Origin of the sequence: Heliophilum fasciatum (assembly GCF_004341395.1) — a bacterium.
GTDB lineage: Bacteria > Bacillota > Desulfitobacteriia > Heliobacteriales > Heliobacteriaceae > Heliophilum > Heliophilum fasciatum.
On sequence record NZ_SLXT01000005.1, the window covers coordinates 62624 to 87947 of the forward strand.

The 25324-nt window shown below is 54.7% G+C and carries 24 protein-coding genes; 22 read left to right on the plus strand and 2 right to left on the minus strand.

Features of this window, described 5'->3' with window-relative positions; translation table 11 throughout:
- The first annotated feature begins 96 nt into the window (after window positions 1–96).
- The 5 genes from EDD73_RS03720 (at window position 97) to EDD73_RS03740 (ending at window position 5040) form a co-directional block, all read left to right on the plus strand.
- Window positions 97–945, plus strand: coding sequence for a sulfide/dihydroorotate dehydrogenase-like FAD/NAD-binding protein (locus EDD73_RS03720; RefSeq protein WP_131918434.1), 849 nt, complete (start codon window positions 97–99; stop codon window positions 943–945).
- Between the two features lie 23 nt (window positions 946–968).
- Window positions 969–2354: an NADPH-dependent glutamate synthase gene (gltA, locus tag EDD73_RS03725; RefSeq protein ID WP_131918544.1), complete on the plus strand. Its 1386-nt coding sequence runs from the start codon at window positions 969–971 to the stop codon at window positions 2352–2354.
- Between the two features lie 111 nt (window positions 2355–2465).
- A complete protein-coding gene (gene xseA, locus EDD73_RS03730) occupies window positions 2466–3803 on the plus strand; it encodes an exodeoxyribonuclease VII large subunit (protein WP_131918436.1) in 1338 nt (445 codons plus the stop codon).
- Window positions 3804–3806: 3 nt separating this feature from the next.
- Window positions 3807–4109 (plus strand): exodeoxyribonuclease VII small subunit, encoded by a 303-nt coding sequence (xseB, locus tag EDD73_RS03735; protein WP_207668801.1) that lies wholly within the window; start codon window positions 3807–3809, stop codon window positions 4107–4109.
- 28 nt (window positions 4110–4137) lie between these two features.
- The gene (locus EDD73_RS03740; RefSeq protein ID WP_131918438.1) at window positions 4138–5040 is read left to right on the plus strand and encodes a polyprenyl synthetase family protein; all 903 of its coding nucleotides are present in this window, start codon (window positions 4138–4140) and stop codon (window positions 5038–5040) included.
- Window positions 5041–5108: 68 nt separating this feature from the next.
- Here the strand turns inward: EDD73_RS03740 and EDD73_RS03745 are convergent, their stop codons facing one another.
- Window positions 5109–7205: a trypsin-like peptidase domain-containing protein gene (locus tag EDD73_RS03745; RefSeq protein WP_165876299.1), complete on the minus strand. Its 2097-nt coding sequence runs from the start codon at window positions 7203–7205 to the stop codon at window positions 5109–5111.
- Window positions 7206–7425: 220 nt separating this feature from the next.
- Between EDD73_RS03745 and dxs the strand changes: the two genes are divergently transcribed.
- The 14 genes from dxs to spoIIM all read left to right on the plus strand — a co-directional run bounded on the left by dxs (window position 7426) and on the right by spoIIM (window position 22668).
- Entirely contained in the window at window positions 7426–9399 is a 1974-nt protein-coding gene (gene dxs, locus EDD73_RS03750; protein ID WP_131918442.1) for a 1-deoxy-D-xylulose-5-phosphate synthase, read from the plus strand.
- Window positions 9400–10215, plus strand: a complete 816-nt coding sequence (locus tag EDD73_RS03755; protein ID WP_131918444.1) for a TlyA family RNA methyltransferase — start codon at window positions 9400–9402, stop codon at window positions 10213–10215.
- A gap of 125 nt (window positions 10216–10340) precedes the next feature.
- Window positions 10341–10790: a hypothetical protein gene (locus EDD73_RS03760; protein ID WP_131918445.1), complete on the plus strand. Its 450-nt coding sequence runs from the start codon at window positions 10341–10343 to the stop codon at window positions 10788–10790.
- A gap of 42 nt (window positions 10791–10832) precedes the next feature.
- Window positions 10833–11684 (plus strand): NAD(+)/NADH kinase, encoded by an 852-nt coding sequence (locus EDD73_RS03765; RefSeq protein ID WP_131918446.1) that lies wholly within the window; start codon window positions 10833–10835, stop codon window positions 11682–11684.
- Window positions 11685–11686: 2 nt separating this feature from the next.
- Window positions 11687–12337: a tRNA 5-(aminomethyl)-2-thiouridylate-methyltransferase MnmM gene (mnmM, locus tag EDD73_RS03770; protein ID WP_131918447.1), complete on the plus strand. Its 651-nt coding sequence runs from the start codon at window positions 11687–11689 to the stop codon at window positions 12335–12337.
- Window positions 12334–12792 (plus strand): arginine repressor, encoded by a 459-nt coding sequence (argR, locus tag EDD73_RS03775; protein ID WP_131918448.1) that lies wholly within the window; start codon window positions 12334–12336, stop codon window positions 12790–12792. Before mnmM ends, argR begins: the two co-directional genes overlap by 4 nt.
- 16 nt (window positions 12793–12808) lie before the next feature.
- On the plus strand, window positions 12809–14500 hold the full coding sequence (gene recN / locus EDD73_RS03780; protein WP_131918449.1) for a DNA repair protein RecN: 1692 nt from the start codon (window positions 12809–12811) through the stop codon (window positions 14498–14500).
- Window positions 14501–14671: 171 nt separating this feature from the next.
- The gene (spoIVB, locus tag EDD73_RS03785) at window positions 14672–16093 is read left to right on the plus strand and encodes a SpoIVB peptidase (RefSeq protein ID WP_165876300.1); all 1422 of its coding nucleotides are present in this window, start codon (window positions 14672–14674) and stop codon (window positions 16091–16093) included.
- 155 nt (window positions 16094–16248) lie between these two features.
- On the plus strand, window positions 16249–17031 hold the full coding sequence (gene spo0A, locus EDD73_RS03790; protein ID WP_131918451.1) for a sporulation transcription factor Spo0A: 783 nt from the start codon (window positions 16249–16251) through the stop codon (window positions 17029–17031).
- A 170-nt stretch (window positions 17032–17201) separates the two neighbouring features.
- A complete protein-coding gene (locus EDD73_RS03795) occupies window positions 17202–18887 on the plus strand; it encodes a methyl-accepting chemotaxis protein (protein WP_165876301.1) in 1686 nt (561 codons plus the stop codon).
- Window positions 18888–19044: 157 nt separating this feature from the next.
- Window positions 19045–20247: an HD-GYP domain-containing protein gene (locus EDD73_RS03800; protein WP_131918453.1), complete on the plus strand. Its 1203-nt coding sequence runs from the start codon at window positions 19045–19047 to the stop codon at window positions 20245–20247.
- Window positions 20240–21358 carry a M20/M25/M40 family metallo-hydrolase gene (locus EDD73_RS03805; protein ID WP_131918454.1) on the plus strand — a complete coding sequence of 373 codons (1119 nt, stop codon included), beginning with the start codon at window positions 20240–20242 and terminating at the stop codon, window positions 21356–21358. Before EDD73_RS03800 ends, EDD73_RS03805 begins: the two co-directional genes overlap by 8 nt.
- A 25-nt stretch (window positions 21359–21383) precedes the next feature.
- Complete coding sequence (locus EDD73_RS03810) at window positions 21384–21935, plus strand: NUDIX domain-containing protein (protein WP_131918455.1); 552 nt, start codon at window positions 21384–21386, stop codon at window positions 21933–21935.
- A 91-nt stretch (window positions 21936–22026) separates the two neighbouring features.
- A complete protein-coding gene (spoIIM, locus tag EDD73_RS03815; RefSeq protein ID WP_131918456.1) occupies window positions 22027–22668 on the plus strand; it encodes a stage II sporulation protein M in 642 nt (213 codons plus the stop codon).
- 3 nt (window positions 22669–22671) lie between these two features.
- Here the strand turns inward: spoIIM and EDD73_RS14780 are convergent, their stop codons facing one another.
- Window positions 22672–22845, minus strand: a complete 174-nt coding sequence (locus tag EDD73_RS14780) for a hypothetical protein (RefSeq protein WP_165876302.1) — start codon at window positions 22843–22845, stop codon at window positions 22672–22674.
- Between the two features lie 148 nt (window positions 22846–22993).
- Between EDD73_RS14780 and EDD73_RS03820 the strand changes: the two genes are divergently transcribed.
- The 3 genes from EDD73_RS03820 to EDD73_RS03830 are packed head-to-tail and all read left to right on the plus strand — an operon-like array spanning window position 22994 to window position 25324.
- A complete protein-coding gene (locus tag EDD73_RS03820; RefSeq protein ID WP_131918457.1) occupies window positions 22994–23179 on the plus strand; it encodes a hypothetical protein in 186 nt (61 codons plus the stop codon).
- Window positions 23180–23204: 25 nt separating this feature from the next.
- On the plus strand, window positions 23205–24128 hold the full coding sequence (gene xerD / locus EDD73_RS03825; RefSeq protein ID WP_243116780.1) for a site-specific tyrosine recombinase XerD: 924 nt from the start codon (window positions 23205–23207) through the stop codon (window positions 24126–24128).
- A gap of 32 nt (window positions 24129–24160) precedes the next feature.
- The gene (locus tag EDD73_RS03830) at window positions 24161–25324 is read left to right on the plus strand and encodes a phosphopentomutase (protein WP_131918459.1); all 1164 of its coding nucleotides are present in this window, start codon (window positions 24161–24163) and stop codon (window positions 25322–25324) included.

Below are 25324 nucleotides of genomic sequence, written 5' to 3' on the forward strand. Positions count from 1 at the left end.
GTGTTTTAAAACAAAAGTGTGCAATATTCCTGTTTGTAATGGATGCAGAGCTGTTGGATAGAGATACCGGTGTTAGGGGAGTAGAGGAGGCAGGGTATGAACGAGATTTTGAAAAAAGAAAGCTTATCGCCAGCGGTAAAGTTAATGGTGCTCAATTGTCCCTTCATCGCTGAAAAAGCACAAGCAGGGCAGTTTTTCATCTTGCGGGCGAATGAACTGGCTGAGCGCATTCCGCTGACGATTGCTGATTATGATCGGGAACAAGGTACGATCACCGCGATTTTTCAGGAAATGGGCGCCAGCACGAAGATCCTGGGCCAAATGGAAGTAGGCGACAGCATCCTCGATGTAGTCGGACCCCTGGGCGTGCCTTCGGAAATTGAGAAATTCGACGCGCCGGTCATTGTCGTTGGCGGCGGTGTCGGTATTGCGCCGATCTATCCTGTCGCCCGTGCACTCAAGGAAGCCGGCAACGAAGTGATCGCAGTCATCGGTGCCCGTAACCGTGAGTTGATCTTCTGGGAAGATAAGCTCCGTGCTGTTACGGATGAACTGGTGATCTGCACCGATGATGGCTCCTACGGGCAAAAAGGCTTTGTGACCAACGCTGTTGTGGACCTGCATACCAAGCACGGTAAAATCGCTTGCTTGTGGGCCATCGGTCCGATGCCCATGATGCGGGCCATGACCAATGTCACCCGTCCGCTGGGTATCAAAACGATTGTCAGCATGAACCCCTTGATGATGGACGGTACCGGCATGTGCGGTGCTTGCCGTGTTCAAGTAGGGAATGAGACCAAGTTTGCTTGTGTAGACGGTCCGGAGTTTGACGGTCATCTTGTTGATTTTGATCTGGCCTTAAAGCGCCTGTCGATCTATAAAAACGAAGAAAAACGCGCCATCGCGCATATGGAGCATCAAGGAGGTGGCTGCGGGTGTCACTAAAACAACGAGCCGATCGTCAAGCGATGCCGTGCCAAGATGCACAAGTACGGCGGCATAATTTTGATGAAGTCGCCCTGGGCTATACAGAAGAACAAGCAGTCACTGAAGCGACCCGTTGCATCCAGTGTAAAAATCCGCGCTGTAAAGCCGGTTGCCCTGTGGAAGTGTTGATTCCGGAGTTTATCCAAGCAGTCGCTGAGCGTAACTTTGCCGAAGCGGCGCGCTTATTGAAAGAGCGGAACGCCTTGCCGGCAATTTGCGGTCGCGTCTGCCCGCAAGAAACGCAATGTGAAGAAAAGTGTATTTTAGGCATCAAAGGTGAGCCGGTAGCGATTGGTCGCTTGGAGCGTTTTGTTGCCGATTGGGAAATGGCCCAACCGGAAGTCAAGTCTGAAGCGCCCGCGGCAGCTCCGAAAACAGGCTACAAGATGGCCGTCATCGGTGCCGGTCCGGCGGGACTCACTTGTGCTGCCGATCTGGCCAAACTCGGTCATGATGTGACCCTCTTTGAAGCATTGCATGTGGCCGGCGGTGTGTTGATGTACGGTATTCCGGAGTTTCGTTTGCCCAAAGCGATCGTCGCGAAGGAAATCGGCCTTTTGCAAGAACTGGGCGTTGATATCCAAGTGAACATGGTCGCCGGTAAAACGATCTTGGTGCGTGAGTTGCTGCAAAAGGGTTATGATGCAGTGTTCCTCGGTACCGGTGCCGGCTTGCCGCGCTTTATGGGAATTCCCGGCGAAAACCTCTGCGGTGTTTTTTCAGCCAATGAGTTTTTGACGCGCACCAATCTGATGTGCGGTTACCAATTCCCCCGGTTAAATACACCGGTATCGGTCGGTCGCCGGGTAGCGATCTTGGGCGCCGGCAACGTGGCCATGGATGCAGCGCGGACGGCGCTTCGTCTGGGTGCCGAAGAAGTGACGATCGTCTATCGCCGTTCGGCTAAAGAGATGCCGGCGCGGGCCGAAGAGATCGAACATGCTCATGAAGAGGGCGTCAAGTTCCAACTCTTGACGAACCCCGTTGAAATTGTCGGCGATGAAAACGGCTGGGTGCAGTCGATGACCTGCTTGCGCTATGAACTGGGTGAGCCCGATGCGTCGGGACGCCGTTCGCCGGTGCCGATTCCCGGATCGGAATTTACCATCGATGTTGATACGGTGATCGTGGCTATCGGTACCGATCCGAACCCGTTGGTCACCAAAACGACGCCAGGCCTCGATCTGAACCGCCGCGGCAACATCGTCGCTGATGATGACGGTTGTACCTCCGTGCCCGGTGTGTTTGCCGGTGGCGACATCGTGACCGGTGCGGCGACGGTAATTTTGGCGATGGGTGCCGGTAAAAAAGCGGCCCAAGCGATGGACGCTTATGTACGCAACAAAGCCGCCGCTACAGCGCAATAATGATCATTGGGGCGCCTTGCCTCGTTGTCCACAAAAAGCCTGTCATTCATTTGACAGGCTTTTTGTGTTACGTGGTATAATTAAGGTTAACGTGACCTAAGGGGGAGCAAGATGGAGATTCTCTCGGTAAGTCAATTAAACGCCTATGTGCAGCAACTGGTCGAATCGGACCGCTTGCTCAAACGAGTTTGGGTCGAAGGTGAACTATCCAACTTTAAGCATCACTCATCAGGGCACATGTATTTTACCTTGCGAGACGAAGAGTGTGCGGTGCGCGCTGTCATGTTTCGCAGCCGGGCCCAGCTTGTTTCGTTTCGCCCGGAAAACGGTATGCGCGTTGTCCTGAAAGGTGAAGTTAGTGTCTATCCCCGTGACGGAATCTACCAGATCTATGTGGAGCGAATGGAACCGTCCGGTATCGGTGCCCTGTACCTGGCACTGGAGCAAACCAAACAGCGCTTGTCTGCTGATGGTTTGACGGACCCGCTGCGTAAACGGCCCCTGCCGCTGTTGCCGAAAGCCGTCGGTATCGTCACTGCGCCGACCGGCGCAGCCATTCGCGATTTACTTTCCGTAATTCAACGCCGCTATCCCCGCATGCACATTGTGCTGGCACCGGCCGTGGTCCAAGGCGATGAAGCTGTTCCCAGCTTGATTGAAGGGTTGCAGCGCTTGGGTCGCTCCGGCGAAGTTGATGTAATTATCATCGGCCGCGGCGGTGGTTCACGGGAAGATCTGTGGGCCTTTAATAATGAACAGTTATGCCGGGCGATTGCAGCTTGTCCGGTGCCGGTCGTTTCGGCTGTTGGCCATGAAACCGATATGTCGCTCAGTGACCTGGTTGCCGATGTGCGGGCAGCCACGCCGTCAGCGGCAGCAGAACTGGTTGTGCCCGTTTACAGTGCGATGCAAGATCAAGTGCTGCAATTGGCCTTACGTTTACACCGAGCCGTGCAAACCAGGGCGGAACGGGCACGGCAGCGCTTGGTAAGCTTAGAGCAGCGACCGGTGTTGGCGCAGCCGCTCGATCGCTTGCGCCACCCGCGTCAGCGGGTCGATCAACTGGCGGAACGCTTGGCCCATCGTGTATCGCCAGCCGGTGTAACCTTGCTGCGCGGCCAGGTGGCCGAATGGGAACGACGCTTACAGGCTTGTGTATCGCCGCAGCGAGCCATCCTGCTGCGCCGTCAGGTGGAGGAAGGTGACCGGCGCTTGCGTCGTTGGGTGGCCGAAGACATCTGGCAGCGGCGCCGCCAGATCGGTACCCTGGCGGCCATGCTCGATGCGCTGAGCCCGCTGCGGGTACTGCAGCGCGGTTATGCGATTTGTCGTGATGAGCAAGAACAAGTGGTGCGCGATGCGGCATCGGTGGCCGTTGGCGCCACGATCGATGTGGTCTTGTCCCGGGGCGCTTTGACTTGTTCCGTGCTGGCCAAAAAGGAGGGGTAACGATTGAAAAAACAACCGGTTGAAAAAGACCTGATGACCTATGAAGCGGCGGTGACGCGCCTAGAAGCCGTTGTGCGCGCACTGGAAGCCGGTGATGTGACCTTAGATGAATCGTTGCGTTTGTTCCAGGAAGGAACCGAACTGGTAGGACTGTGCAACAACCGTCTCGACGCCTATGAAGCAAAGGTGCAGACGTTGTTGGCAAGCAAAGAGCAAGACGTAAAAACACCAGCAGCGCCGCTGACAGCATCGCCCAAAGCCGAGGGCACCTTGCCCAAATGGGAAATCGATGAATTGCCCTTTTAGATGATGCGATAGTAAGGAGACGATTGGGTTGAATTTAAAGGAAGAAATGAAGGCGATGTCTCAGCAAGTCGACGCAGCCTTAGCGCAATGGCTACCGGATAGCGATGTGTTCCCAGCGGTGATTCACGATGCGATGCGCTACAGTGTCTTTGCCGGCGGTAAAAAATTACGGCCTGTGCTGGTGTTGGCCGCTTGTCACGCTGTTGGCGGCGTGCAGGAAGAAGTGTTGCCGGCGGCGGCAGCCCTGGAAATGATCCATACATATTCCTTAATTCATGATGATCTGCCGGCGATGGATGATGATGACTTGCGCCGTGGACGGCCAACAAACCATAAGGTGTACGGCGAAGCCGTCGCTGTTCTGGCCGGCGATGCCTTGCTGACACGGGCGTTTGGTGTGCTGGCCGAAGCAGGCATGGCATCAGCGCGCCGTGATCCGGCTCGCGCTGCCTTGTATTTGCAGGTAGCGCAAGAAGTGGCGGAAGCGTCAGGGACCTTGGGGATGATCGGTGGACAAGTCGTCGATATGGAGTCGGAAGATAAACAAATCGATATGGAGATCATGGAGTATATTCACCGTCATAAAACCGGTGCGCTGATCCGTGTATCCCTCCGCGTCGGTGCACTGCTGGGCGGCGGTTCGGCAGAGCAACTGGCGGCGCTGACGACCTATGGCGAACACCTGGGTTTGGCTTTTCAGATTACCGACGATTTACTGGATATCCAAGGTGACGAAGCCAAACTGGGCAAGCCGGTCGGCAGTGATGAAAAAAATCAAAAGTCCACGTATCCAAGTTTGCTCGGCATCGACGGTGCTCGTCAAGCGGCAGAGCAGGCCATGGCCGATGCGCTTGCGGCATTGGAGAGCTTTGATGAGGGTGCCCAGGTGTTACGGGAACTGGCACGCTATTTATTGGTTCGTGAAAATTAATCGGACAAGAAAATGAATCAAACACAAAAAAGCACTGCCCGCGGAATGTGAGGCAGTGCTTTGCGCTTTTATTTCGGTGAAGGTGTCAATTGTTGAACAACAAAGGCGATCTGCTGTCCGAGAAAAACGGTTTGATTAACCGCAAGCGCTTGCGGGCCGGTGATCGGCGCTGTCTTGGGGGTCTGCACATAGGTACCGTTGGTGGAACCTTTATCGGTGATGACTAAGGTTTGTGGGTCATAAGGGTGAACCGCAAGAAAAGCATGACACTTGGAGATGGTCGGGTCGTTGATGATAATTTGACACTGTACCGGATCACGGCCGATATACAAGCCATCGGCCGGAATGGCGTAACGACGCCCCTTCAGGGGACCTGATTTGAAGCGGATGATCAATTGCGGTGAAACGGCAGGGTTTATTGTGGCTGCTGGCTGGCGCGTGACAACGTTGTCGGCCGGGGCAGCCGTTGTGGCCGTTTCGACTGCGGCCGTTGCGGTAACGTTAGGCACCGCTTTGCGTTTGCGCTTGGGCAGGAGCATTTGCATGATATCTTTCCAAGTGAGCTTGTACCGTTTCATCAAAAGCCAAAGAGTAAGCGCAGCGACGATCAAAACAACAGTGACAGCGGCGATAACTTTAATCAGATCAGACCAGTAAATGCGATCATCACCGTTTTCCTTGCGCTGCTGTGCTTCTTCCAGCAATTGCTTCGCCGAGCCGTTGTGCGGGTCAAGGGCGAGAATCTGCCGCACCAGTTGGATCGTCTTAGAGACATAGCCGTCGCGATACATGGCGAGCGCTTCACCGTAGAGACCGGTGGTTTCCGAGGTTTCGGCAGACACAGCGGCCAAGCGCAGGGCTTGATTGATCGTCGTGGCGCCGATCAAGGGATAGAGACTGGGGCCTTTCGGAACGCGCCCGGCAATACCGATCAGATTGCCGTCACTGGTGATAACCGGGCCGCCGGTCGCAGCCGGTGCAATGGCCGCTTCGATATCAAAGAGGGGGCTTTTGTCGGTGGATTTGCCGTAACGAGCAGGCTGGACCATTCCGGATACGGCGGAAACTTCTTCAGAACCAGGCGGTGCAAAAAGCGTTGTCGCTTCGGAACTGCCGGGAAAGCCCAAGATGGTCACTTCCGTCTCGCCGCTCGGCATTTTGCCTAACTCCAGGGAAGGCAAATTTTTGGCATTGATTTTAATGACGGCCAATTCTTGCAGCGGGTCAAAAAGTGCATCGTCTTTGACGGTGGTACGGGCCGATGTGGCACCGCGATTCGGTGTTACCGGTGCAAGTAATTCTCGTTTGGGTGGTGTTGGTTCCTTGCGATCCACAGCAGGCGGGACAGGTTTGATCCCGGTGGAACCAGGGGTCCCGGAACTACCGGAAGCGTCGGAACCACCGGAAGCGTCGGAACTGCCGGCAACCGGGGCCGCCGGTGTGGCCGGTACGGTCGTCCCCGTGGTGGTACTGTCCTTAGCTTGGTCGGCAGGAGTTTCAGTGCTTGTTGTTCCCGGCTTGCCGGCTGTTGTGTCTTTGATCAGCGGAGCCGTATTTTGTTTTTCCGTGGCTTTGATCTGATTCGGATCTTCTGTTGTCGGCGGGATGGTGCCGTTGATCAATTGGCGGTTGGAACTGGGATCACGAGGCAGCAAGGCTTCCGACGGAGGATTGCCGGTCCAGTTGACTTTAAAATCAAAGGAATCGCCGCCCGAGAGAATGACTTTTTGATAGGACTTGACTTCTTCGATCATGGTGGTTTGTTCGGCAATATAAGCCCGTTCACTTTCGGAAAGGCGATGGCCCACTTCTTTTTGCACATCGCGGAAAAACTGTTCCGCCAGTTCTTCCCGGATCGCATTGGGGGTTTTCGTCATCATCTGTACGATGCGTGATGATGTGACGATATCGCCGTCGGGAGAGACAATCAGTCCCGAGGCGGTTCCGCCGATGGCTACCGGCCAAGACTTGTCGGAAAAGCGAAAGGTAGCCGTAGCACCGGAACGAACTTGGATCACCGCCGGTTTCGCCACATCAGAGGCGGGGACGCCGGCACTAAAGTTGGTCTTGGCGAAAGCCGGGTACGGTAGGATGGTTGAGAGCAACCAATACAGAGCAAAGAACGTGTAAAAGGCACGCAACTTACGTAAATGCGCAGTCGACAAACGGTTTCCCTCCTTGTTTAAAGACAAGTATTTCGCTTCGACAACAAACGAGTGATCTCCTGCCCCGATACGCAGGCGATGGCGAAACATCTTTGTACCGCTCTAGTGATCATGGTATAATGCTTTCATAAAAAAGTGGAGGGACGTTGCGAAAGCACGTTGACAGGAAGATATAGTAAGCAAATGCAACAAAATACCCAGAGAGAAGGGATCCCGCAGCATGGGTGAATTATTAGAGCGCGTAAAATGTCCCGGTGATTTGCAGGAATTTTCTGCACAGGAGTTGGAGCAGCTAGCGCAGGAAATCCGCGAGCAATTGATTGAGACCATCGCTGTAACCGGCGGGCACTTAGCCCCCAACCTCGGTGTGGTCGAATTGACCCTGGCCATGCACCTGGTATTTTCGACGCCACAAGACAAAATTGTCTGGGATGTGGGCCATCAATCCTATGTTCATAAGTTGCTAACGGGTCGTCTGGAGCGCTTTTGCACACTTCGTCAGCATAACGGCATTGCCGGCTTTCCAAAACGCTCCGAAAGCATTCATGATACGATCAATACCGGACATAGTTCCACTTCCATATCGGCAGCGCTGGGACTGGCCTTTGCTCGGGATCTGCAAAACCAAAAGGGCGCTGTGATCACCGTGATCGGTGATGGTGCGCTGACCGGCGGCGTGGCCTTAGAAGCCCTGAATCATGCCGGTAATGTCAAAACCGATATGATTGTGGTTTTGAATGATAATGAAAAATCGATTGCGGACAATGTCGGTGCTTTATCGACGTACTTGACGCGGATGCGTACCGATCCGCGTTATTTTCGCAGCAAAGAAGATGTGGAAGAAACGCTTAGGCGGATTCCGACGATTGGCCCGCAAGTGTTAAAGGTATTGGAACGGGTCAAAGAAGGACTCAAACATATTGTCGTACCGGGACTTTTGTTTGAAGAATTGGGCTATGCTTATCTGGGGCCCATTGACGGACATAACTTGGAAGAACTGCGCAGTGTGATGCAGCGGGCCCGCAAAATCCGTGGTCCTGTGCTGATCCATGTGCTGACGAAAAAAGGAAAAGGGTACGGCCCGGCTGAAGCGAACCCATCGGCGTTTCACGGTGTGGGACCTTTTGATATTGCTACCGGCAAGGTGCATAAAACGGAAGGCCCCAAATCATACACGCAAGTTTTTGGCGAAACTTTGATGACCTTGGCCCGGCAAGATGAAAAAATTGTAGCGATTACCGCCGCCATGCCGGACGGCACAGGATTGACGCCCTTTGCCAAGGCGTTTCCGGCACGCTTTTTTGATGTGGGTATTGCCGAGCAACATGCCGTGACGATGGCTTCCGCCATGGCGCTGGAAGGGCTGAAGCCGGTGACGGCGATCTATTCGACCTTTATGCAGCGCGCCTACGATCAGGTCTTCCATGATGTATGTTTGCAAAAAGCGCCCGTCGTTTTGGCCATCGACCGCGGCGGTGTCGTTGGCGAAGATGGGGAGACCCATCATGGGCTCTTTGATTTTGCTTACCTCCGGCATATCCCGGAAATTGTTGTGATGGCGCCGAAAGATGAAAATGAACTGCAGCACATGATCTACACGGCCGTCGAATATCCCGGGCCGATTGCGGTGCGGTATCCTCGCGGTTCCGGTCTTGGCGTGCCCCTCGATCAAAAGCTGGAACGACTGCCCATCGGTAAAGCCGAAGTGCTGCGTCACGGCCAAGATGTGGCGCTGATTGCCATTGGTTCCATGGTCGCTGTGGCCCAAGAAGCAGCGGAACTGCTTTTGCAGGAAGGCATTCAAGCAACTGTCGTCAATGCCCGGTTTGTGAAACCTTTAGATGAAGCGACGCTGCTCAATGTGGCCCAGAAGGTCGGCCGGATCGTGACGATCGAAGAGCATGCCTTGGCCGGTGGCTTTGGCAGTGCGGTTCTGGAGTTGTTGGAGGATCATGGCGTCGCTTGTGCGGTGAAGCGCATCGGTGTACCTGATGAGTTTGTTCAGCATGGTGCCTCGTCGATTCTCCGTAAGGAATTAGGCTTAACGGCACAAAATGTGGCCCGGGAAGCGCAGAAGCTGGCTGGAACAACGCAGAAATTGGTCGATAGCGAAACGGCTGCTGTTTGTTATGCCACACCGCGCAAGGGTAACTTGGCGGCGGTGAAGATCGCTTTTCGGGGGGATAAGCGCTAGATGGCCAAAAGTCGCTTGGATGTGTACCTTGTCGAACGAGGCTTGGTGCCTTCACGGGAAAAAGCGCGATCTTCGATTTTGGCGGGCATCGTTTTTGTCAACGGTCAACGGGTGGACAAGGCCGGCACGCTGATCGCTGATGATGCGACGGTCGTCGTAGCGGCCGATCCTTGCCCCTACGTCAGCCGCGGCGGCTATAAACTGGCGCGGGCCATTGAAGTGTTTGGGCTGCAATTGGCCGGTAAGACCATGCTGGATATTGGCGCTTCCACCGGCGGTTTTACCGACGTAGCGCTGCAAAACGGTGCGGCCCGAGTGATCGCTGTGGATGTTGGCTATGGCCAACTGGCCTGGTCGTTGCGCTCCGATCCGCGCGTGCGCTGTCTGGAGCGAACCAATGTGCGCTATTTGACGCCGGACGATCTCGGGGAAACGGCGGAGATGGCGACCATCGATGTATCCTTTATTTCCCTTGCCAAAGTACTGCCGGCCGTGGCCAAACTGCTCACCTCGCCCGGTGAAGTGATGGCCTTGATCAAGCCGCAGTTTGAAGCGGGGCGGGAAAAGGTCGGGAAAAAAGGTGTTGTGCGCGATCCCCTGGTTCACCGTGAGGTCATCGGGCGGATCGTCGATTTTGCCGTTGAGCAGGGCTGGGCCGTTCGCGGACTGGATTATTCACCGATTACAGGTCCGGAAGGCAATATTGAGTATCTTCTTTGGCTGCAGGTCCACGGGGAAGTTGCTGCGCCCACCGTTATCGATGAAGCTTCTATCGCTGATGTGGTGACGCAGGCCCATGGGTGCCATCGCCAATAAGCAAAAAGACCCGGTGACGTACGTCCGGGTCTTTTTGCGTAGGTAGTGAAATGGCAGGTATTGGGGGACCTTTTGTAGAAGAATAGGCGGCAGCCCAAAGTCGAAGCAGGAGGCAAGGGCACGTAATGGACGGTGGGCAAAGTTCCATAATGATTTGGTTGGTGATCGCCATGTTGGCGGGGGCGATCATCTTTGCCTTTCTCTATCGCCTCTATCGCCGCTGGCAAGGCTGGCGGCGGCGGCGGCGCGGCTGGGCCGGCGAGCGGCAAGCGGCAGCGCTGCTCATGGATCAGGGGTACCGGGTAACGGCAACGCAGCCGCCGGCTCGTATGACCGTGCGCATCGATGGTCAGCCTGTTCAAGTAGGGATCCGGGCCGATTATCTAGTTGAACGCCGGGGAAAACGTTTTGTCGCTGAAGTAAAGACAGGCCGGGGGGCACCGCGACCGACGCAAGGTGATACAAGGCGACAACTGTTAGAGTATTCGCTGGCCTATCAGGTGGACGGTGTGCTGCTCGTCGATATGGAAAAGCAGGCGATTCACCGGATTGAATTTGAGTTTATGACCCGGTAAACCAAGAGGGATGACCGGAGGGTAAAGAAAGAAGGGCAATTCATGGTAACAGTAGGTGTGGTCGTCAACGAAGAAAAACCGCTGGCACAGCAGGTTGCCGATGAGATGGCCCGGTGGTTTGCGACGCGGCAAGTACAGATGGGGATTCCCTTGACGAATGTTAATCAACTGGTGATGGCACCGACGGAGAAGTTGAAAGAAGTGCTGGCGCCGGTGCAATGGGTCGTCGCGCTGGGCGGTGACGGCACTCTGCTGAACACGGCTCGTCTGGTGGCGCCGCTGGGGATTCCGGTGTTGGGGGTCAATCTGGGGCGGCTCGGTTTTCTAACGGAGATTGACGTGGCTGACCTTTTTTCGACGCTGGAGCGCATGTTACAAGGGGACTATCAAATTGAAGAACGCATGATGCTGCAAGCGCAGATTCGCCATGAAGGGGAACTGGGTCCGGTTTTTTATGCGCTCAATGACGTAGCGATAACGAAAGGTTCTCATCCGCGGATGATCCGGCTGGAAACGTCAATCGGTAACGATGTGGTGTCGACCTATTCGTCCGATGGCTTGCTGATTTCTTCACCGACGGGGTCGACGGCCTATTCACTTTCGGCAGGCGGGCCGATTCTTTCCCCCGATGTGCACGCGCTACTGCTGACCTATCTTTGTCCTCACGTTATGGATGCCCGGCCGCTGGTGGTAGCCGAAGATCAAACGGTGCAAGTTGCCGTACTGACGCCGCATATGCAGGGCATGGTGTTTTTTGACGGACAACCGGGGATTCCGCTGGTCAGCGGCGATGAAGTGATCGTGAAAAAAGCGCCCTTTACCTGTAAGCTGATCAAAACAGCCGGCCGCAGTTTTTTTCAAATTTTGCGGAATAAAATGCAGCAAGGAAGATAGCGATGACGAAGCTTAGTTCTGCGGTGGCCTGGGCGCAGCAGTTGCTGGCTGAGCGGGTGGGGCCTGGTGATTTTGTCATTGACGGAACGGCCGGCAACGGCTATGATACGGAGTTTCTGGCCCATCAGGTGCTGCCCGGAGGGCTGATCTGGGCGGTGGATGTGCAGGCCCAGGCGATTGCATCGACGGCAAGCCGCTTAGCTGCCGACGGTCTGCTGCCACGGGTGGCATCGCTGGAGCAGGTGCCGGCTGCGGAATTGGTGTTGCCGGGGATCCAGTTACTCGAAGGCGATCATGGCGCGGTCGGTCGCTGCCTACAGGCAACAGCGGGGTTGCGGCCACGCTTACAGGCAGCGGTCATGAATCTTGGCTATTTGCCGGGCGGCGATCATGCCGTGGTGACGCAGGCGGCATCGACGATCGCTTTTTTGGAGGAACTGGCGGCGGACCTGCAGATCGGCGGGCGCTTGGTTGTAGTCGTTTATGTGGGTCATCCCGGCGGTCAGGACGAGGCGCAGGCCGTCGAACGGTGGTGGTCAGAGCGGCCGGCCAAGGCCTGGGATACGGCACGGCTCACCTTTCCCAATCGTCGCGGCGAACCGCCTTATGTACTGGCAGCCGAGAAAAAACGGGAAGGCGGTGAGGCGCGATGAAGGGCAAACGCCAGCGCATGATTGTGGAATTGATCCAAACGGAAATAATCGGTACGCAGGAAGAGTTAGCCCTACGCCTGCGTGAGCGCGGGTTAGAAGCCGCCCAAGCAACAGTGTCCCGGGATATTAAGGAACTTGGTTTATGTAAAGTCCCGATCTCCAAAGATGAATCACGCTATGCTTTGCCGGCCGATCCGGCGCCTCGCGTCTCCGAGCGCTTGCGGGGTCTGCTCCGTGATACGGTGACGCAGGTTGACTACAGCGTGAACTTGGTCGTTGTGCATACCTTGCCGGGACATGCCCATGCGGTGGCGGCTGCTTTTGACAGCAGTCATTGGGAAGAAGTTATCGGTACGGTGGCCGGTGATGACACGATTTTGTTAGTTGTCAAGCCCTTGGAAGCGGTGGAAGGGCTGGTAGCCAAGATCAATGGATGGCTTCATGATGAGAGCTAGGTAAGGAGGGACAGCAGTGCTCGCGAGGCTGCGTGTAGAGAATTTTGCTTTGATCGAAGAGGCAGAACTGGAACTGACCGATGGGTTGAACTTGATCACCGGTGAAACAGGAGCAGGAAAATCGCTGTTGATCGATGCCGTCGGTCTGTTGATCGGTGGCCGTGCAACACCGGATGTGGTGCGCAGCGGGGCGGCAAAAGCACGGGTAGAAGGTTTTTTTCGCATTTCTCTGCCGTCGTTAATCCAGGAATTAACTGAACTGGGTTTGGAGATCGATGAGGGAGAACTGCTGTTGACGCGGGAAGTGGCGGCCGGCGGTAAAAGTGCTTGTCGGATCAATGGGCGCACTGTGCCCGGTGGCTTTTTTCGTGATGTGGGCAGCCGCTTGATCGACTTACAGGGCCAGCATGAGCAGCAATCGCTGATGAACAGTCGTAAACATCGCCTGCTGCTGGATCGCTTGGCCGGAAGTGACGGAGAAGCGGCGCTGGCGACGGTGGCCGAAGCGTACCGGACGCTATCGCAGGTGGAGGCTGAATTAGGTCGCCTGCAAGGCGATGAACGGGAGCGTATACAGCGCCAAGATCTGCTGATGTACCAGATCAAAGAGATCGATGAGGCAGCGCTTGTTCCGGGCGAAGAAGAGGAACTCTTGGCAGAACGCAAGCGATTGCAGAATATGGAAAAGTTGTTGCGCCAGACCGAAGAAGCCTATGCGCTGTTATCGGGCGACATGGGCGGTGGCGTCCTGGCGGCCTTGGGACGGGCACGAACGGCGCTTGTAGAGGCGGCCTCTTATGATGAGGCGCTGGCGCCGGTGGCCACGAATCTGGAGGCTGCTTATTACCAGGTGGAAGACGTAACGGAACGGGTACGTGATTACCGGGAGGAATGGGACGGTTCGTCGGGGCGCTTGGATGAAGTGGAAGAGCGCCTTGATTTGTTGCGCCGTCTCAAACGCAAATACGGTGCGTCCGTCGATGAGTTGCTGCTCTATCGCCGGCAAGCGGCGATGGAACTGGAGACGCTGTCCAGCAGCGAAGAGCGCTGCACTGCGCTGCTCGCCGAGTTGGAAAAGTACCGTGCTCTTTACGATCAGGCGGCGGACAAGCTGTCGCTCTTGCGCCAGGCCGTAGCGGAAAAGTTGGCCTCTGGCATTGGGGCCGAATTGGCCTTTTTGGGCATGAAGCACGCGCGGTTACATGTGCAACTGACCAAGCGGAGCGAACCAGCACTGCACGGCGCGGAAGAAGTTGAGTTTTTGTTTTCGCCCAACCTGGGTGAACCGCCGAAACCGCTGGCGAAAATCGCCTCCGGCGGTGAACTGGCCCGGGTGTTGCTGGCATTTAAAGTATTGCTGGCGCAGGTCGAAGGCATTCCTTCGTTGGTTTTTGACGAGATCGACACCGGTGTGGGCGGCCAAGCACTGCAAGCAGTGGCCCAAAAGATGGGTGAGGTCAGCCGCAATGTGCAGGTGCTTTGTGTGACCCACTCACCGCAGATCGCTGCCTATGGCGATCTTCATTTTAAGATTTATAAGCTTGTCCAGGGTGAGCGCACACGCACGCAGATCGAGCCGTTGCCGGAGTCGGAGCGGATCAAAGAATTGGCGCGCATGCTCGGCGGTGATCTCGTCACGGATCTGACGTACCGTCACGCCGATGAGATGTACCGGCGGGCGCGGGTGATGATCGGCGCCTGGGCATAACGAAATCTTTGGAGAAGGGACCATTCCCGTTGGGGGAAGGTCCTTTTTTTTATGGACTTGTGCTTGCCGGCGAAAAAGGTCTTGGGGGAAGTTCCACGGGTTCTCGGGATATCCATCGGGGGATCACGGAAAAAGTAACGGTGTTGCGATCAAAGTCTGATGGAGGTGGGCATGGGGAAAATTCGACTGCGTCATGTGATCGCCTGGATCGTGGTGCTCTCTGTGATTGGCTTGAGCTTATCGGAGGAAGCGCTAAGTTTATGGACAACGCCGTCGCAATTTCGTACGACGGTAGATGCTAGCGAACAATGGCAGCGAAAGTTTCCTGAGCGATTATTACGTCATGTAACCATGGAAATGCACCGGGTTCATCCCGGTGGAACATCACCGGTCACGAATGGTGATGCAAGTGACGGGATTGCAGCCTCGACGATGGAACAAACGGGACGCTATCAAGTCACGCTGCGCTGGCTGGGCTTTTTGCCGGTCAAACAAATGACTGTTGATGTGGTGCCGCCGGTTCGCTTGCTGCCGGGCGGCCAGTCGATCGGTGTGATGCTCCACGCGCAAGGTGTGATCGTGGTCGGTCAAGCGCCGATCATCGATGAGCAAGGGCAAAAGCAGTATCCGGCCAAAGCAAGCGGGTTAGCTGTTGGCGATGTGATTCAAAAAGTCGGCGGCCAGTGGGTTCATTCCGATGCCGAACTGGCTCGGGTCATTGATGAGGCCGGTAAAAAGGGCGGTCTTGTCGATATCGAATATGTCCGCCACGGTGAAACCTTGCGCGGACAAGTGACGCCGGTGCGCTGTGGTGAAACCAAACGCTTTCGCGTGGGGTTGTTTGTCCGTGACCGCGCCGCCGGTGTGGGGACGCTGACCTTTTACGATCCTGCTTCCGGTCTCTACGGTGCGCTTGGCCACGTGATCAATGACGCTGATACGAATCAGCGGATCGATGTGGCGGAGGGCCGCGTGATCCCAGCATGGATCAAGGGGATCCAACCGGGAAGACAAGGAATGCCGGGCGAAAAGATCGGTATCTTTCAGGAAGAAGAGTCGGCACGATTTAACGGCACGATCCTGCGAAATACGTCCGTCGGTATTTTCGGGCGCATGAGCGGCAAGGTGACCAATACGCTGTACCAGGAGCCGTTGCCGATTGCGCTGGCATCACAAGTGCGTGAGGGGCCCGCAGAGATTTTGACGGTCGTTGACGGTGAGCAGATTGAACGCTTTACCATTGAGATTGAACGGGTATTGTTGAATCGCAGCGACGGCAAGGGATTGGTAATTCGTGTGACCGATCAGCGCTTGTTGCAGACAACAGGCGGCATCATTCAAGGCATGAGCGGCAGCCCGATCATTCAGGACGGACGACTGGTCGGCGCGGTCAGTCACGTGTTTGTCAATTCGCCGACGACGGGTTATGGATCACTGATCGAAAAAATGGTAGAAGAATCAGGCTTATGGCAGTCGGGAGAGCGACAAGTGGGGGTTTTGCCGTTGAGGCAAAACTTTTTTTTTAGGTTTCCCTGGAAGCGACAAAAAAATTTTATGGCAGAAAAGCCGTTTATGCTTTATAAACATACATAAAGGCAGAAAAATGCGCGGGAGAAAGCAAAGTTGCTGGCATTAAATGTAAAAATATTGGGCTTTTTTGGGAACGGTTTTTCCGATCCCTCGGAAGGATATCCCTTGGTGGTGTCGAAAAACTAGTGCAGTGAAAATTCTGGGAGGCGGTTACAATAATGGCAAATCGAATTCGGATCCTACTCGCTGATGATAACAAGGAATTTTGTGATATACTGCGCGAGTATGTCAGTACGCAGGAGGATATGGATCTGGTGGCAGTTGCCAGCCATGGTCAAGAAGCGGTACAGTTGATTCAGCAACATACCGTTGATGTGATTATTTTAGACATTATTATGCCCCATTTAGATGGAATCGGTGTACTGGAGCGCATGGGTACCATGAACTTAAGCCAACGGCCGCGGACGATTATTCTGACGGCTTTTGGTCAGGAGTCCCTTACCCACCGGGCCGTGCAATTGGGCGCAGACTATTTCATCTTAAAACCCTTTGATCTGACCATCCTCGGTAACCGCATTCGCCAGTTAGTTAGTGGTTTTACCCCTGTGTTTGTTTCTGCACCCACCTACATGCCGGTTACGCGCACCCGTAACATGGATGTGGAGGTTACCAACATCATTCATCAGATGGGTGTGCCAGCTCACATCAAAGGCTATCAGTATTTGCGCGATGCGATCATCATGGTGGTTGATCAAGTAACGCTGCTCGGGGCGATTACCAAGGAACTTTACCCCATGATCGCGCAAAAATACATGACGACCCCTTCGCGGGTGGAGCGGGCAATCCGTCATGCGATTGAACTGGCCTGGGATCGGGGCAATGTGGAGATGATGTCGAAGTTTTTTGGCTACACGATCGATATTGAGCGGGGCAAGCCGACGAACAGCGAATTTATCGCCATGGTCGCCGACAAGCTACGGCTGGAGCAAAAAGTAGGATAAAAGATGATGGTAGCTCGTTCGTTGGAACGGGCTTTTTTTTATTCTTTAGCCCTTTTCTCTAATTATTCGTTATGGTTCGGACCAAGAGCAGGAGTTTACTCTTTCGTTGGCGAAATCTTGCATATTCAGCTAGGGAGTGTACGTGCAGGGAGTTTAGGGGGAAATTAAGAATGTTGCAGAACATGAAGTTAGCATCCCGGTTTATGTTAGCGATGATTCCGTTGTTGCTTCTCATGGTCGTCGGCACTGTTTTGTTACCCGAAATGTTTATCAGTATTGCCGAACGCAATCTCATCGCTAAATCGAAAGAGTTGACGGCCCAGCAGGCTGATATCGGAACGTTTATCAGCAATCACGTAACCGGTAGCCGACCTGATGACCCGACCTTCACGATCAAATATACCAGTGAAAAATTTCGGAACGCCAAAGATGCTCCTGATGATTGGGAAAAGGTAGTATTACAAAAATTACAAAGCAATCCGGCGCTGCAAGAATGGGAAGAAGTAGTGGAAGAGCGAGGCCTACGGGTGATGCGCTTTGTCAAGCCCCTATATATTGATGCTAACTGCTTACCTTGTCACGGTGAGCCGGCCGGGACACCGGATCCACTTGGACATATGAAAGAAGGCTATAAAGCCGGTGATTTTCGCGGTGCCATCAGCGTCAAAGCGAATCTGGAAGGACTTTCGCGTAACCAACAGTTGCTGATCACCTTGTTGGTGGCTACCGTAGTGACTATTTTGGTCGTTGTGGTTGTCTATCTGTTTTTCCGCAAATATGTGGTAAAGCCGATCGATGACATTACTCATGTGGTGAACGCAATGGCTGACGGTGATTTGCGGGCCAGGGCGCAAGTGCATCATAACGATGAAATCGGTGTCTTAACGACGCTGTTTAATAATATGGTGCAGGCACAGGCCGATATTGTCAGTACGGTCCGCAAGGCATCGTTGGCCGTGGCCGAATCAGCCCAGCAGATGGAGGATTCGAGCAATCAAGTAGCCTATGTAGCCAATGAGGTGGCGTTAAATATTCAATCGGTTGCTGAGGATGCCGGTACGGGCAATATGTCGCTCAATGATGCCACGGCGTTGTTGGATCAATTGACCGAATTGATGCGGGCCACGCAGCGTCAAGCCGGTGCCTCGGCGGATGAATCGCAACGAACCTTGCTCGTCGCCCGTGAAGGCAAAGCGACGGTCAGCGAGACGGTAGAACGGATGAACCGGATCAAAGCAAGAACCAGAGAAACGGAAGAATTGATCAGCACGCTTAATGAGTATTCGGCGCAAATCGGTTCGATCACCGATACGATTACCGGGCTGGCCGCGCAAACCGATCTCCTGGCGCTTAATGCGGCCATCGAAGCGGCTCGCGCCGGTGAAGCCGGACGAGGATTTGCCGTAGTGGCCAATGAAGTACGCAATCTGGCGGAACAATCGAACCGTGAGGCGGAAGAGGTTGCCGCTCTCGTGGAAAAGATTGCCCAAAGTACGGACGCAGCCGTTGCGGCGACGCAACAAAGCCGGGTCGAAGTGGAGCAAGGGCAAGAAGTGGTGTTGCGAGCCGGCCAAGTATTTGATCGCGTAACCGATGCCGTTGATACGCTGGCCGGGGCAATGGAGCAGATTGTTCATAAAGCGGATCAAGAGATGGAATCGCTGGATCGCTTTGTGCAGTTGATGCGTTCGATTGCGGTCATTATGGAAAACACAGCAGCCAATGCGGAAGAAGTTGCCGCTTCAACGGAAGAGACGGCAGCTTCCATTGACACGATTGTCGCCAGTGCGAAAGAGTCGAGAGAGTTATCCGAGCAAATGCGCCATGCGGTGGAAAAGTTTAAGGTGGATCTGTAAAAACGATTTCCGGCGTCGGTCATGACCTTGTCATGACTGACGCCTTTAGTCGCGTAACCGAGAAAGCCAAAAGGAATGACGAATTTAAGGTAGTGATGAGCGTGAACGGTACCATGAGCACGAAGGCACTACATACGGGGAGAGGTGGCTTGAGCGAATGGAACGCTTTTTGCCATTAAATCGGTCGTTGCTTTTGCTTCGGCTGATGGTTGTTGGATTAGTTTTGTTTTATGCACTTTTGCAGCCCCTTCAACCGGTAGGAAACCATGCTATGATATGGGCGTTGATTTTTTTCGCCTACTCATTGCTGGCAGGAGTACTGTGGCACTGGCGGATTGTGGTTCACCGTAAAATTGTTCTGGCTTTATGGATCTTGGATGTACTGTGGTTACCCTGGTGGATTGCCCAGACCGGTCACTGGCAAAGTGATTTTTTCCTTGCCTATCCGCTGCTTTGTTTTGGCACGGCCATCTATTTTTCACGGTGGTCAGCGACGATCCTCGTCGGTACGTCCTTTTTGTTATGTCTCTCCCTTAGTGGCGTTGCCTATGGAACCGAAAACTGGCAAATTCTCCTCTGGCGGGGATTGATCTTTATCCTTAGCGTATACATGGGGCAAGTTTTTGCCGAGCGGTTTTGTACAGGCCATGAGCGCTTTAGTTTTTGGAATGAGGGAGAGTCACGCAGAAATACAGATAAGATTAACCGGTTGTGTTTGGCGGCTTCGAAGAAGGATCTGTACTGGTCCATGGTGCAAGTGTTTACAGCGACGATGGATGCGAAGGATTCCGATACGCGCGGTCATTCGGAATATGTACGGCGCTATGTCCAGTTACTGGCGAAAGAGATGAACCTTTCGCCGGTGGAGCAAGAGCAGGTGGCCTTAGCGGCGATTTTGCATGATATCGGTAAGATTTGTATCAGCCAATCGATCTTACGTAAACCCGGTAAGTTAACCAATGCTGAATATGCCGAGATCAAGATGCATGTAACGATTGGTGAGCAGATTATTTCGAAAGTCCCCTCGTTACGTCATTTAACGCCGATGATTGCGGGGCATCATGAGTGGTATAACGGTAAGGGTTACCCAGAAGGATTAAAAGGTGAAGAGATTGCTTTGGGTGCGCGGATTATTTCGGTGGTTGACACCTTCGAAGCGATGACGGCCAACCGGGTCTACCGCAAAGCGTTGCCGCGTGCTCACGCGTTAGCTGAACTGGCCCGGGGCCGCGGCACCCAGTTTGACCCTGTGGTGGTCGATGCTTTTCTGGCCTTGGAAGCCAAAGGGAAGCTCGATGAAGTGACGATGAATGATGAGGAAGAAGAACAAATGGAAGGAAGTGTAGCGGCCGTTGATTAATCGGGAACGGATGATTCGTGATTTTGTTCAACTATGTGCGATTCCTTCGCCGGGCGGGCGGGAACGACAAGTGGCCGATGTGTTAACGGCGATGATCACGGCGCTGGGACTGTCGGTCGAAGAAGATGATGCCGGTGCCAAGATTCCCGGTGACTGCGGGAATCTTTTGGTGCGTATTCCCGGAAGCGGACCGGGACCGACTCTGCTATTGAGCGCCCATATGGATACGGTAGCGGTGACCGGGCCGGTAGTACCGGTGGTAGAAAACGAATACATTCGATCCGATGGCACGACGATTTTGGGGGCTGATGACAAGGCCGGGATCGTGGCGATCCTGGAAGCGGTACGAGTATTGCAAGCAACGGGCGAACCCCATCCGCCGCTGGAACTGCTGTTTACCGTACAGGAGGAAGGCGGTTTAAAAGGGGCGAAAGCGTTTCAATTAGAACGGCTCCAAGCCAAGATGGGCTATGTCCTGGATGCGTCAGGTCCGGCAGGAACGATTATTGTCAGCGCACCGTCACAGAATAATATCACGGCTACGATTCAAGGCCGGGCGGCCCATGCCGGGATTGCGCCGGAGGAAGGCATCAGCGCCATTGAAGTGGCGGCGCAGGCCGTACAGATGATGAAGCTGGGCCGTATTGATGAGTGGACGACGGCCAACCTCGGCAAAATTCAGGGTGGTACTGCGACTAACATTGTGCCGGAACGGGTGCTGATTCATGGGGAAGCGCGCAGTCGGCAACAGCCTCGGCTGGACATTCAGACGGCGCACATGATCGATTGTTTTCAGCAGGCAGCAGCGCTACGGGGAGCAAAAGCGGACGTGCAAACGACCAAAGTTTATGCCGGTTTTGAATTGACTGCTCAAGATCCGGTGGTCGCGCTGGCCATGAAAGCGGCTGAAGAGTTAGGGGTATCGCCGACATTGGCGGCGCTTGGTGGTGGCTCTGATGCGAATATTTTCAATGAAGGTGGCTTACCGACGGCGACGCTGGGGATTGGCATGCAAAAGGTACACACACCGGAGGAATTTATTCGTATTGATGATTTGATTATCAATGCCCGCTATTTGTTAGCGATCATTCGCTTGGCGGGACGAAAATGATGATCAGGGGAGAAAGGCTGAGAGCATGGAACACTTAAAAGAGAAAATGCTGGAAAAGGGGATCGTTTTTGAAGGAAATATACTGACCATTCGCTATGACCGGGTGACCTTACCGGACGGAGCTGTGCGAACGCGGGAGTTTGTGGAGCATCCGGGGGCCGCGGCGATTGTGCCATTGACGGCGCAGGGCGAGGTGATTCTCGTCCGGCAATGGCGTTATCCCATTGGCCAGGTCGCCATTGAGATCCCTGCCGGTAAGTTAGATCTTGATGAAGATCCACTGGAGTGTGCCAAGCGGGAACTGGAAGAGGAAACGGGGTTTGCGGCGCGCCGTTGGCAACATATGCTCAGTTTTTATACAAGTCCCGGTTTTTCCGATGAGGAGTTACATGTGTATCTGGCGCAGGATTTAAAGGTTTCCAACGCGCGGCCTGATGATGATGAGTTTGTGGAACCGCTGGTGGTGCCGCTGGCGGCGGCGCTGGAGATGATCGCTACCGGCGAGATTGTCGATGCCAAATCGATTATCGGCCTTTATCATGCGGCACGGATGTTTCAAGCGGATAAGGAGCGCTAGGATGTAACCGGTCTGTAGCGACCCTTCTTGTCATACTGTATGGTAAGGCTGTCCACCAGCCTGAACCAGAAGTAGACAAGGGGCGGGATGCATGGGAGAACGAGTTGCGTCAGTGATGCGCTATCACCTGCGCAGTCATTGGGGATTTTATTTGATCACTTTGTTGGTGATTGCGGCAGGCATTGCTGTTGGCTCGATCGGCGTGACCTTGCTGCCGGCAGAGCAAGCGGAAGAATTGCGGATGCAACTGGGAACGGCCTTGGCCGGTTTGGCGGAACTGGATGAGCCCCGGTTGGTCTGGCAAGCCGTCGGACAAAATCTATTGTCGGTAGGATTGGTTTTGTTTCTCGGTCTTACCGTGATCGGTGTTCCGGCGGTGTTGCTGTTTTTGCTTTTTCGCGGAGCTGTCCTTGGTTTTTCCGTCGGTATCCTTTTGATGTCGCGGCCAACGGATGGGTTATGGATGGCTTTGGTGGCGCTGTTGCCGTCGTTGTTATTATTTTTACCGGCATTAACGGTGACGGCTGTGGCAGCATTGATCTTTTCGCTCTGGTGGATTCGAGGACGGCAGGGACAAGAGACAACGATTTCTTTGCTCAAAGCCTTAGGGCTTTATCTGGGCATTGCTTGTATCTTGTTGACGGTGGCGGCTTTTGCCGGGTTCTGTGATGCCTATGTTACGCCGGTCTTGTTGGGGCGATTTTTTACACCTGTTGTACCGGCGGTGAATTGACGGTTATTCGCCGGGATAAAGTTCCCAAGCGGGTCGAATGCTGCCGCTTGACAAACTTGACGGTGGCGAAGGATTCGATGGTGCAGCGGCGGGCCCTTGGCGCGGTGGATTGCTCGGTAGCGTTTTATCCATGGTCAGGCTCCGGCTGATGGAAAGGCTGTTGCGCCGGCGATTCATGATTATCCCTCCAATTGTAGATTTTTGATGCTAGTGTAACCGTTGTATGGAGCGGTTACGCAGTGGCAAGGGTGGTAAATGAAGGTCCGTCTCTTTGCGAGCCACGGTGCATACATTCGTAGCACACTGTGGCGAAGAGGTGGTCGCAATGAAGGGATGGCGGCGGTACGGGCTCTATGCTTTGTTGCTGTTGTTGCTGACTGGTTTTTTATGGGGATCGTGGTCCTTAGGATGGCGTGTGGCTGTGGAAGTGCCGAAAGAGGAGCGGCCTTCCGGTCAACCAATGCGGGTTGATCGTTCACTTGCTGAATTATGGCGCGATTGGCGGGATTGAGTTAGGGCAAAGGGGGAAATGGGAATTGCCCCATCAGGAAACGTATTTAACCTATTTGGCCGTAGAGCGGGGTTTGGCCGCCCATACCATTGCAGCCTATCGCCGCGATTTGCGCGATTGGGCTGCTTTTTTGATCGCCCGCGGTGGGGAAAGCGTGGTGGAAGTGGAGCGTTCCCATGTACAAGCCTATCTCTACGATTTGCATCGTCGGGGTTTGCAGTCCACAACGCGGGCGCGGCGGTTGGCGGCATTAAAAGGTTTTTATCGATTTTTGCTGGATGAAGGTACGATCGAGGCCGATCCGACGGTGCTGCTGGCCGGGCCGAAACTACCGCGCCACTTGCCGCAGGTATTAAATGCAGCGGAGATCAAAACGCTGCTGGAAAGTCCGCCGATGACGCTGCGGGGAATTCGTGATCGGGCGATGATGGAAACACTCTATGCCACAGGGTTACGTGTCAGTGAACTGGTGTCGCTGCGCACCGATCAAGTGAGCTTGGACGTTGGTTTTGTGCAGGTGATCGGCAAGGGGAACAAGGAACGGGTGGTGCCGCTGGGGCGCATGGCTGTGGCGGCCATTGAAGCCTACTTACGGCGGGTTCGCGGGGAATGGATCCGGCGACCTGGAGAAAAGGCGTTGTTTTTAACGCGGCGCGGTGGGCCGATGACGCGGCAAGGTTTCTGGAAATTGCTGAAGGCCTATGCCAAAGCGGCCGGGATCCAAAAGGAACTGACGCCCCATACACTGCGTCACTCTTTTGCGACGCATTTGCTGGAAAACGGAGCTGATTTGCGGGCGATTCAAGAGATGCTCGGCCATGCCGATATTGGCACGACGCAGATCTATACGCATGTGACGGTGAAGCGATTGCGTACGGTCTATGATGCCAGTCATCCCCGGGCGCGCTTACGGGTGGTGAAACGCTCCACCAAGACGCAGCCTGATTGATGGTGCAAATAACAGTAAATGAGGTGTTGGCGATGGGAAAACGGGCGATTTTTTTAGTGATGGACAGCGTAGGGATCGGGGAACTGCCTGATGCGGACCAATACGGTGATCAGGGAAGCCATACCTTGGGGCACACGGCGGAAGCATTGGGCGGCTTGGCTTTGCCGGTGTTGGCTTCGTTGGGGCTGGGACGGATTGCAGCGATTGCCGGTGTTCCTGCTGTGGCGCAGCCCCAGGCGGCTTATGGCAAAATGGCGGAACGTTCGCCCGGTAAAGATACAACTACCGGTCATTGGGAACTGGCCGGATTGATTCTGGAACAGGCCTTTCCTGTCTATCCCCAGGGATTTCCGGCGGCGATCATCGACGCTTTTGAGCAGGCCATCGGGCGCAAGACACTGGGGAATGTGGCAGCTTCCGGGACGGAGATTATCCAGCGTTTAGGGGCTGACCATGAGCGGACAGGCTATCCGATCGTGTATACGTCGGCTGATTCGGTGTTTCAGATTGCTGCCCATGAAGAGGTCATCCCGCTGGAAGATCTGTATCGGTACTGTGAAACAGCCCGGCAACTGTTAACAGGCGCCCATGCCGTCGGGCGGGTGATTGCCCGTCCCTTTACCGGGAAAGCCGGCGCCTATGTGCGCACGGCCAATCGTCATGATTACTCGCTGCAGCCGCCGGGACCGCTTATGCTGGAACGGGTACAGGAGGCGGGCATGACCGTGGCGGCTGTCGGTAAAATGGCCGATATTTATGCCGGACGGGGCATCACCGAGCGTCGAGCCAGCCGATCGAATAGGGAGGGCATCGATCAGACGCTGGCGTTAATGGGAGAAGTGGAAAGCGGGCTCATCCTGACGAACCTCGTTGATTTTGATATGTTATTTGGCCATCGCAACGATCCGGTGGGCTATGGCCGGGCGTTGGAGGATTTTGACCGGCGGCTGCCGGCGATTCTGGCGGCGCTACGGCCGGACGATCTGCTGGTGATCACGGCCGATCACGGTTGTGATCCGACAACAGCATCAACCGATCATTCCCGGGAGTATGTGCCGGTGTTCTTAGCCGGCTCGGCCGTTCAACCGGTCGATGTGGGCACACGGACCACCTTTGCCGATGTGGGCGAGACCATATTAGCGTGGCTGGGTCTCAAGCCGCTCGGTACCGGTGCGGTGATGCGCGTTTGGAGGTAA

Excerpts from the sequence above, each read along its gene's own strand:
- EDD73_RS03720 (WP_131918434.1), top strand. The coding sequence starts at position 97 with ATGAACGAGATTTTGAAAAAAGAAAGCTTATCGCCAGCGGTAAAGTTA.
- gltA (WP_131918544.1), top strand. The coding sequence starts at position 969 with ATGCCGTGCCAAGATGCACAAGTACGGCGGCATAATTTTGATGAAGTC.
- xseA (WP_131918436.1), top strand. The coding sequence starts at position 2,466 with ATGGAGATTCTCTCGGTAAGTCAATTAAACGCCTATGTGCAGCAACTG.
- dxs (WP_131918442.1), top strand. The coding sequence starts at position 7,426 with ATGGGTGAATTATTAGAGCGCGTAAAATGTCCCGGTGATTTGCAGGAA.
- EDD73_RS03755 (WP_131918444.1), top strand. The coding sequence starts at position 9,400 with ATGGCCAAAAGTCGCTTGGATGTGTACCTTGTCGAACGAGGCTTGGTG.
- EDD73_RS03760 (WP_131918445.1), top strand. The coding sequence starts at position 10,341 with ATGGACGGTGGGCAAAGTTCCATAATGATTTGGTTGGTGATCGCCATG.
- EDD73_RS03765 (WP_131918446.1), top strand. The coding sequence starts at position 10,833 with ATGGTAACAGTAGGTGTGGTCGTCAACGAAGAAAAACCGCTGGCACAG.
- mnmM (WP_131918447.1), top strand. The coding sequence starts at position 11,687 with ATGACGAAGCTTAGTTCTGCGGTGGCCTGGGCGCAGCAGTTGCTGGCT.
- argR (WP_131918448.1), top strand. The coding sequence starts at position 12,334 with ATGAAGGGCAAACGCCAGCGCATGATTGTGGAATTGATCCAAACGGAA.
- spoIVB (WP_165876300.1), top strand. The coding sequence starts at position 14,672 with ATGGGGAAAATTCGACTGCGTCATGTGATCGCCTGGATCGTGGTGCTC.
- spo0A (WP_131918451.1), top strand. The coding sequence starts at position 16,249 with ATGGCAAATCGAATTCGGATCCTACTCGCTGATGATAACAAGGAATTT.
- EDD73_RS03795 (WP_165876301.1), top strand. The coding sequence starts at position 17,202 with ATGTTGCAGAACATGAAGTTAGCATCCCGGTTTATGTTAGCGATGATT.
- EDD73_RS03800 (WP_131918453.1), top strand. The coding sequence starts at position 19,045 with ATGGAACGCTTTTTGCCATTAAATCGGTCGTTGCTTTTGCTTCGGCTG.
- EDD73_RS03810 (WP_131918455.1), top strand. The coding sequence starts at position 21,384 with ATGGAACACTTAAAAGAGAAAATGCTGGAAAAGGGGATCGTTTTTGAA.
- spoIIM (WP_131918456.1), top strand. The coding sequence starts at position 22,027 with ATGGGAGAACGAGTTGCGTCAGTGATGCGCTATCACCTGCGCAGTCAT.
- EDD73_RS14780 (WP_165876302.1), bottom strand. The coding sequence starts at position 22,845 with ATGAATCGCCGGCGCAACAGCCTTTCCATCAGCCGGAGCCTGACCATG.
- EDD73_RS03820 (WP_131918457.1), top strand. The coding sequence starts at position 22,994 with ATGAAGGGATGGCGGCGGTACGGGCTCTATGCTTTGTTGCTGTTGTTG.
- EDD73_RS03830 (WP_131918459.1), top strand. The coding sequence starts at position 24,161 with ATGGGAAAACGGGCGATTTTTTTAGTGATGGACAGCGTAGGGATCGGG.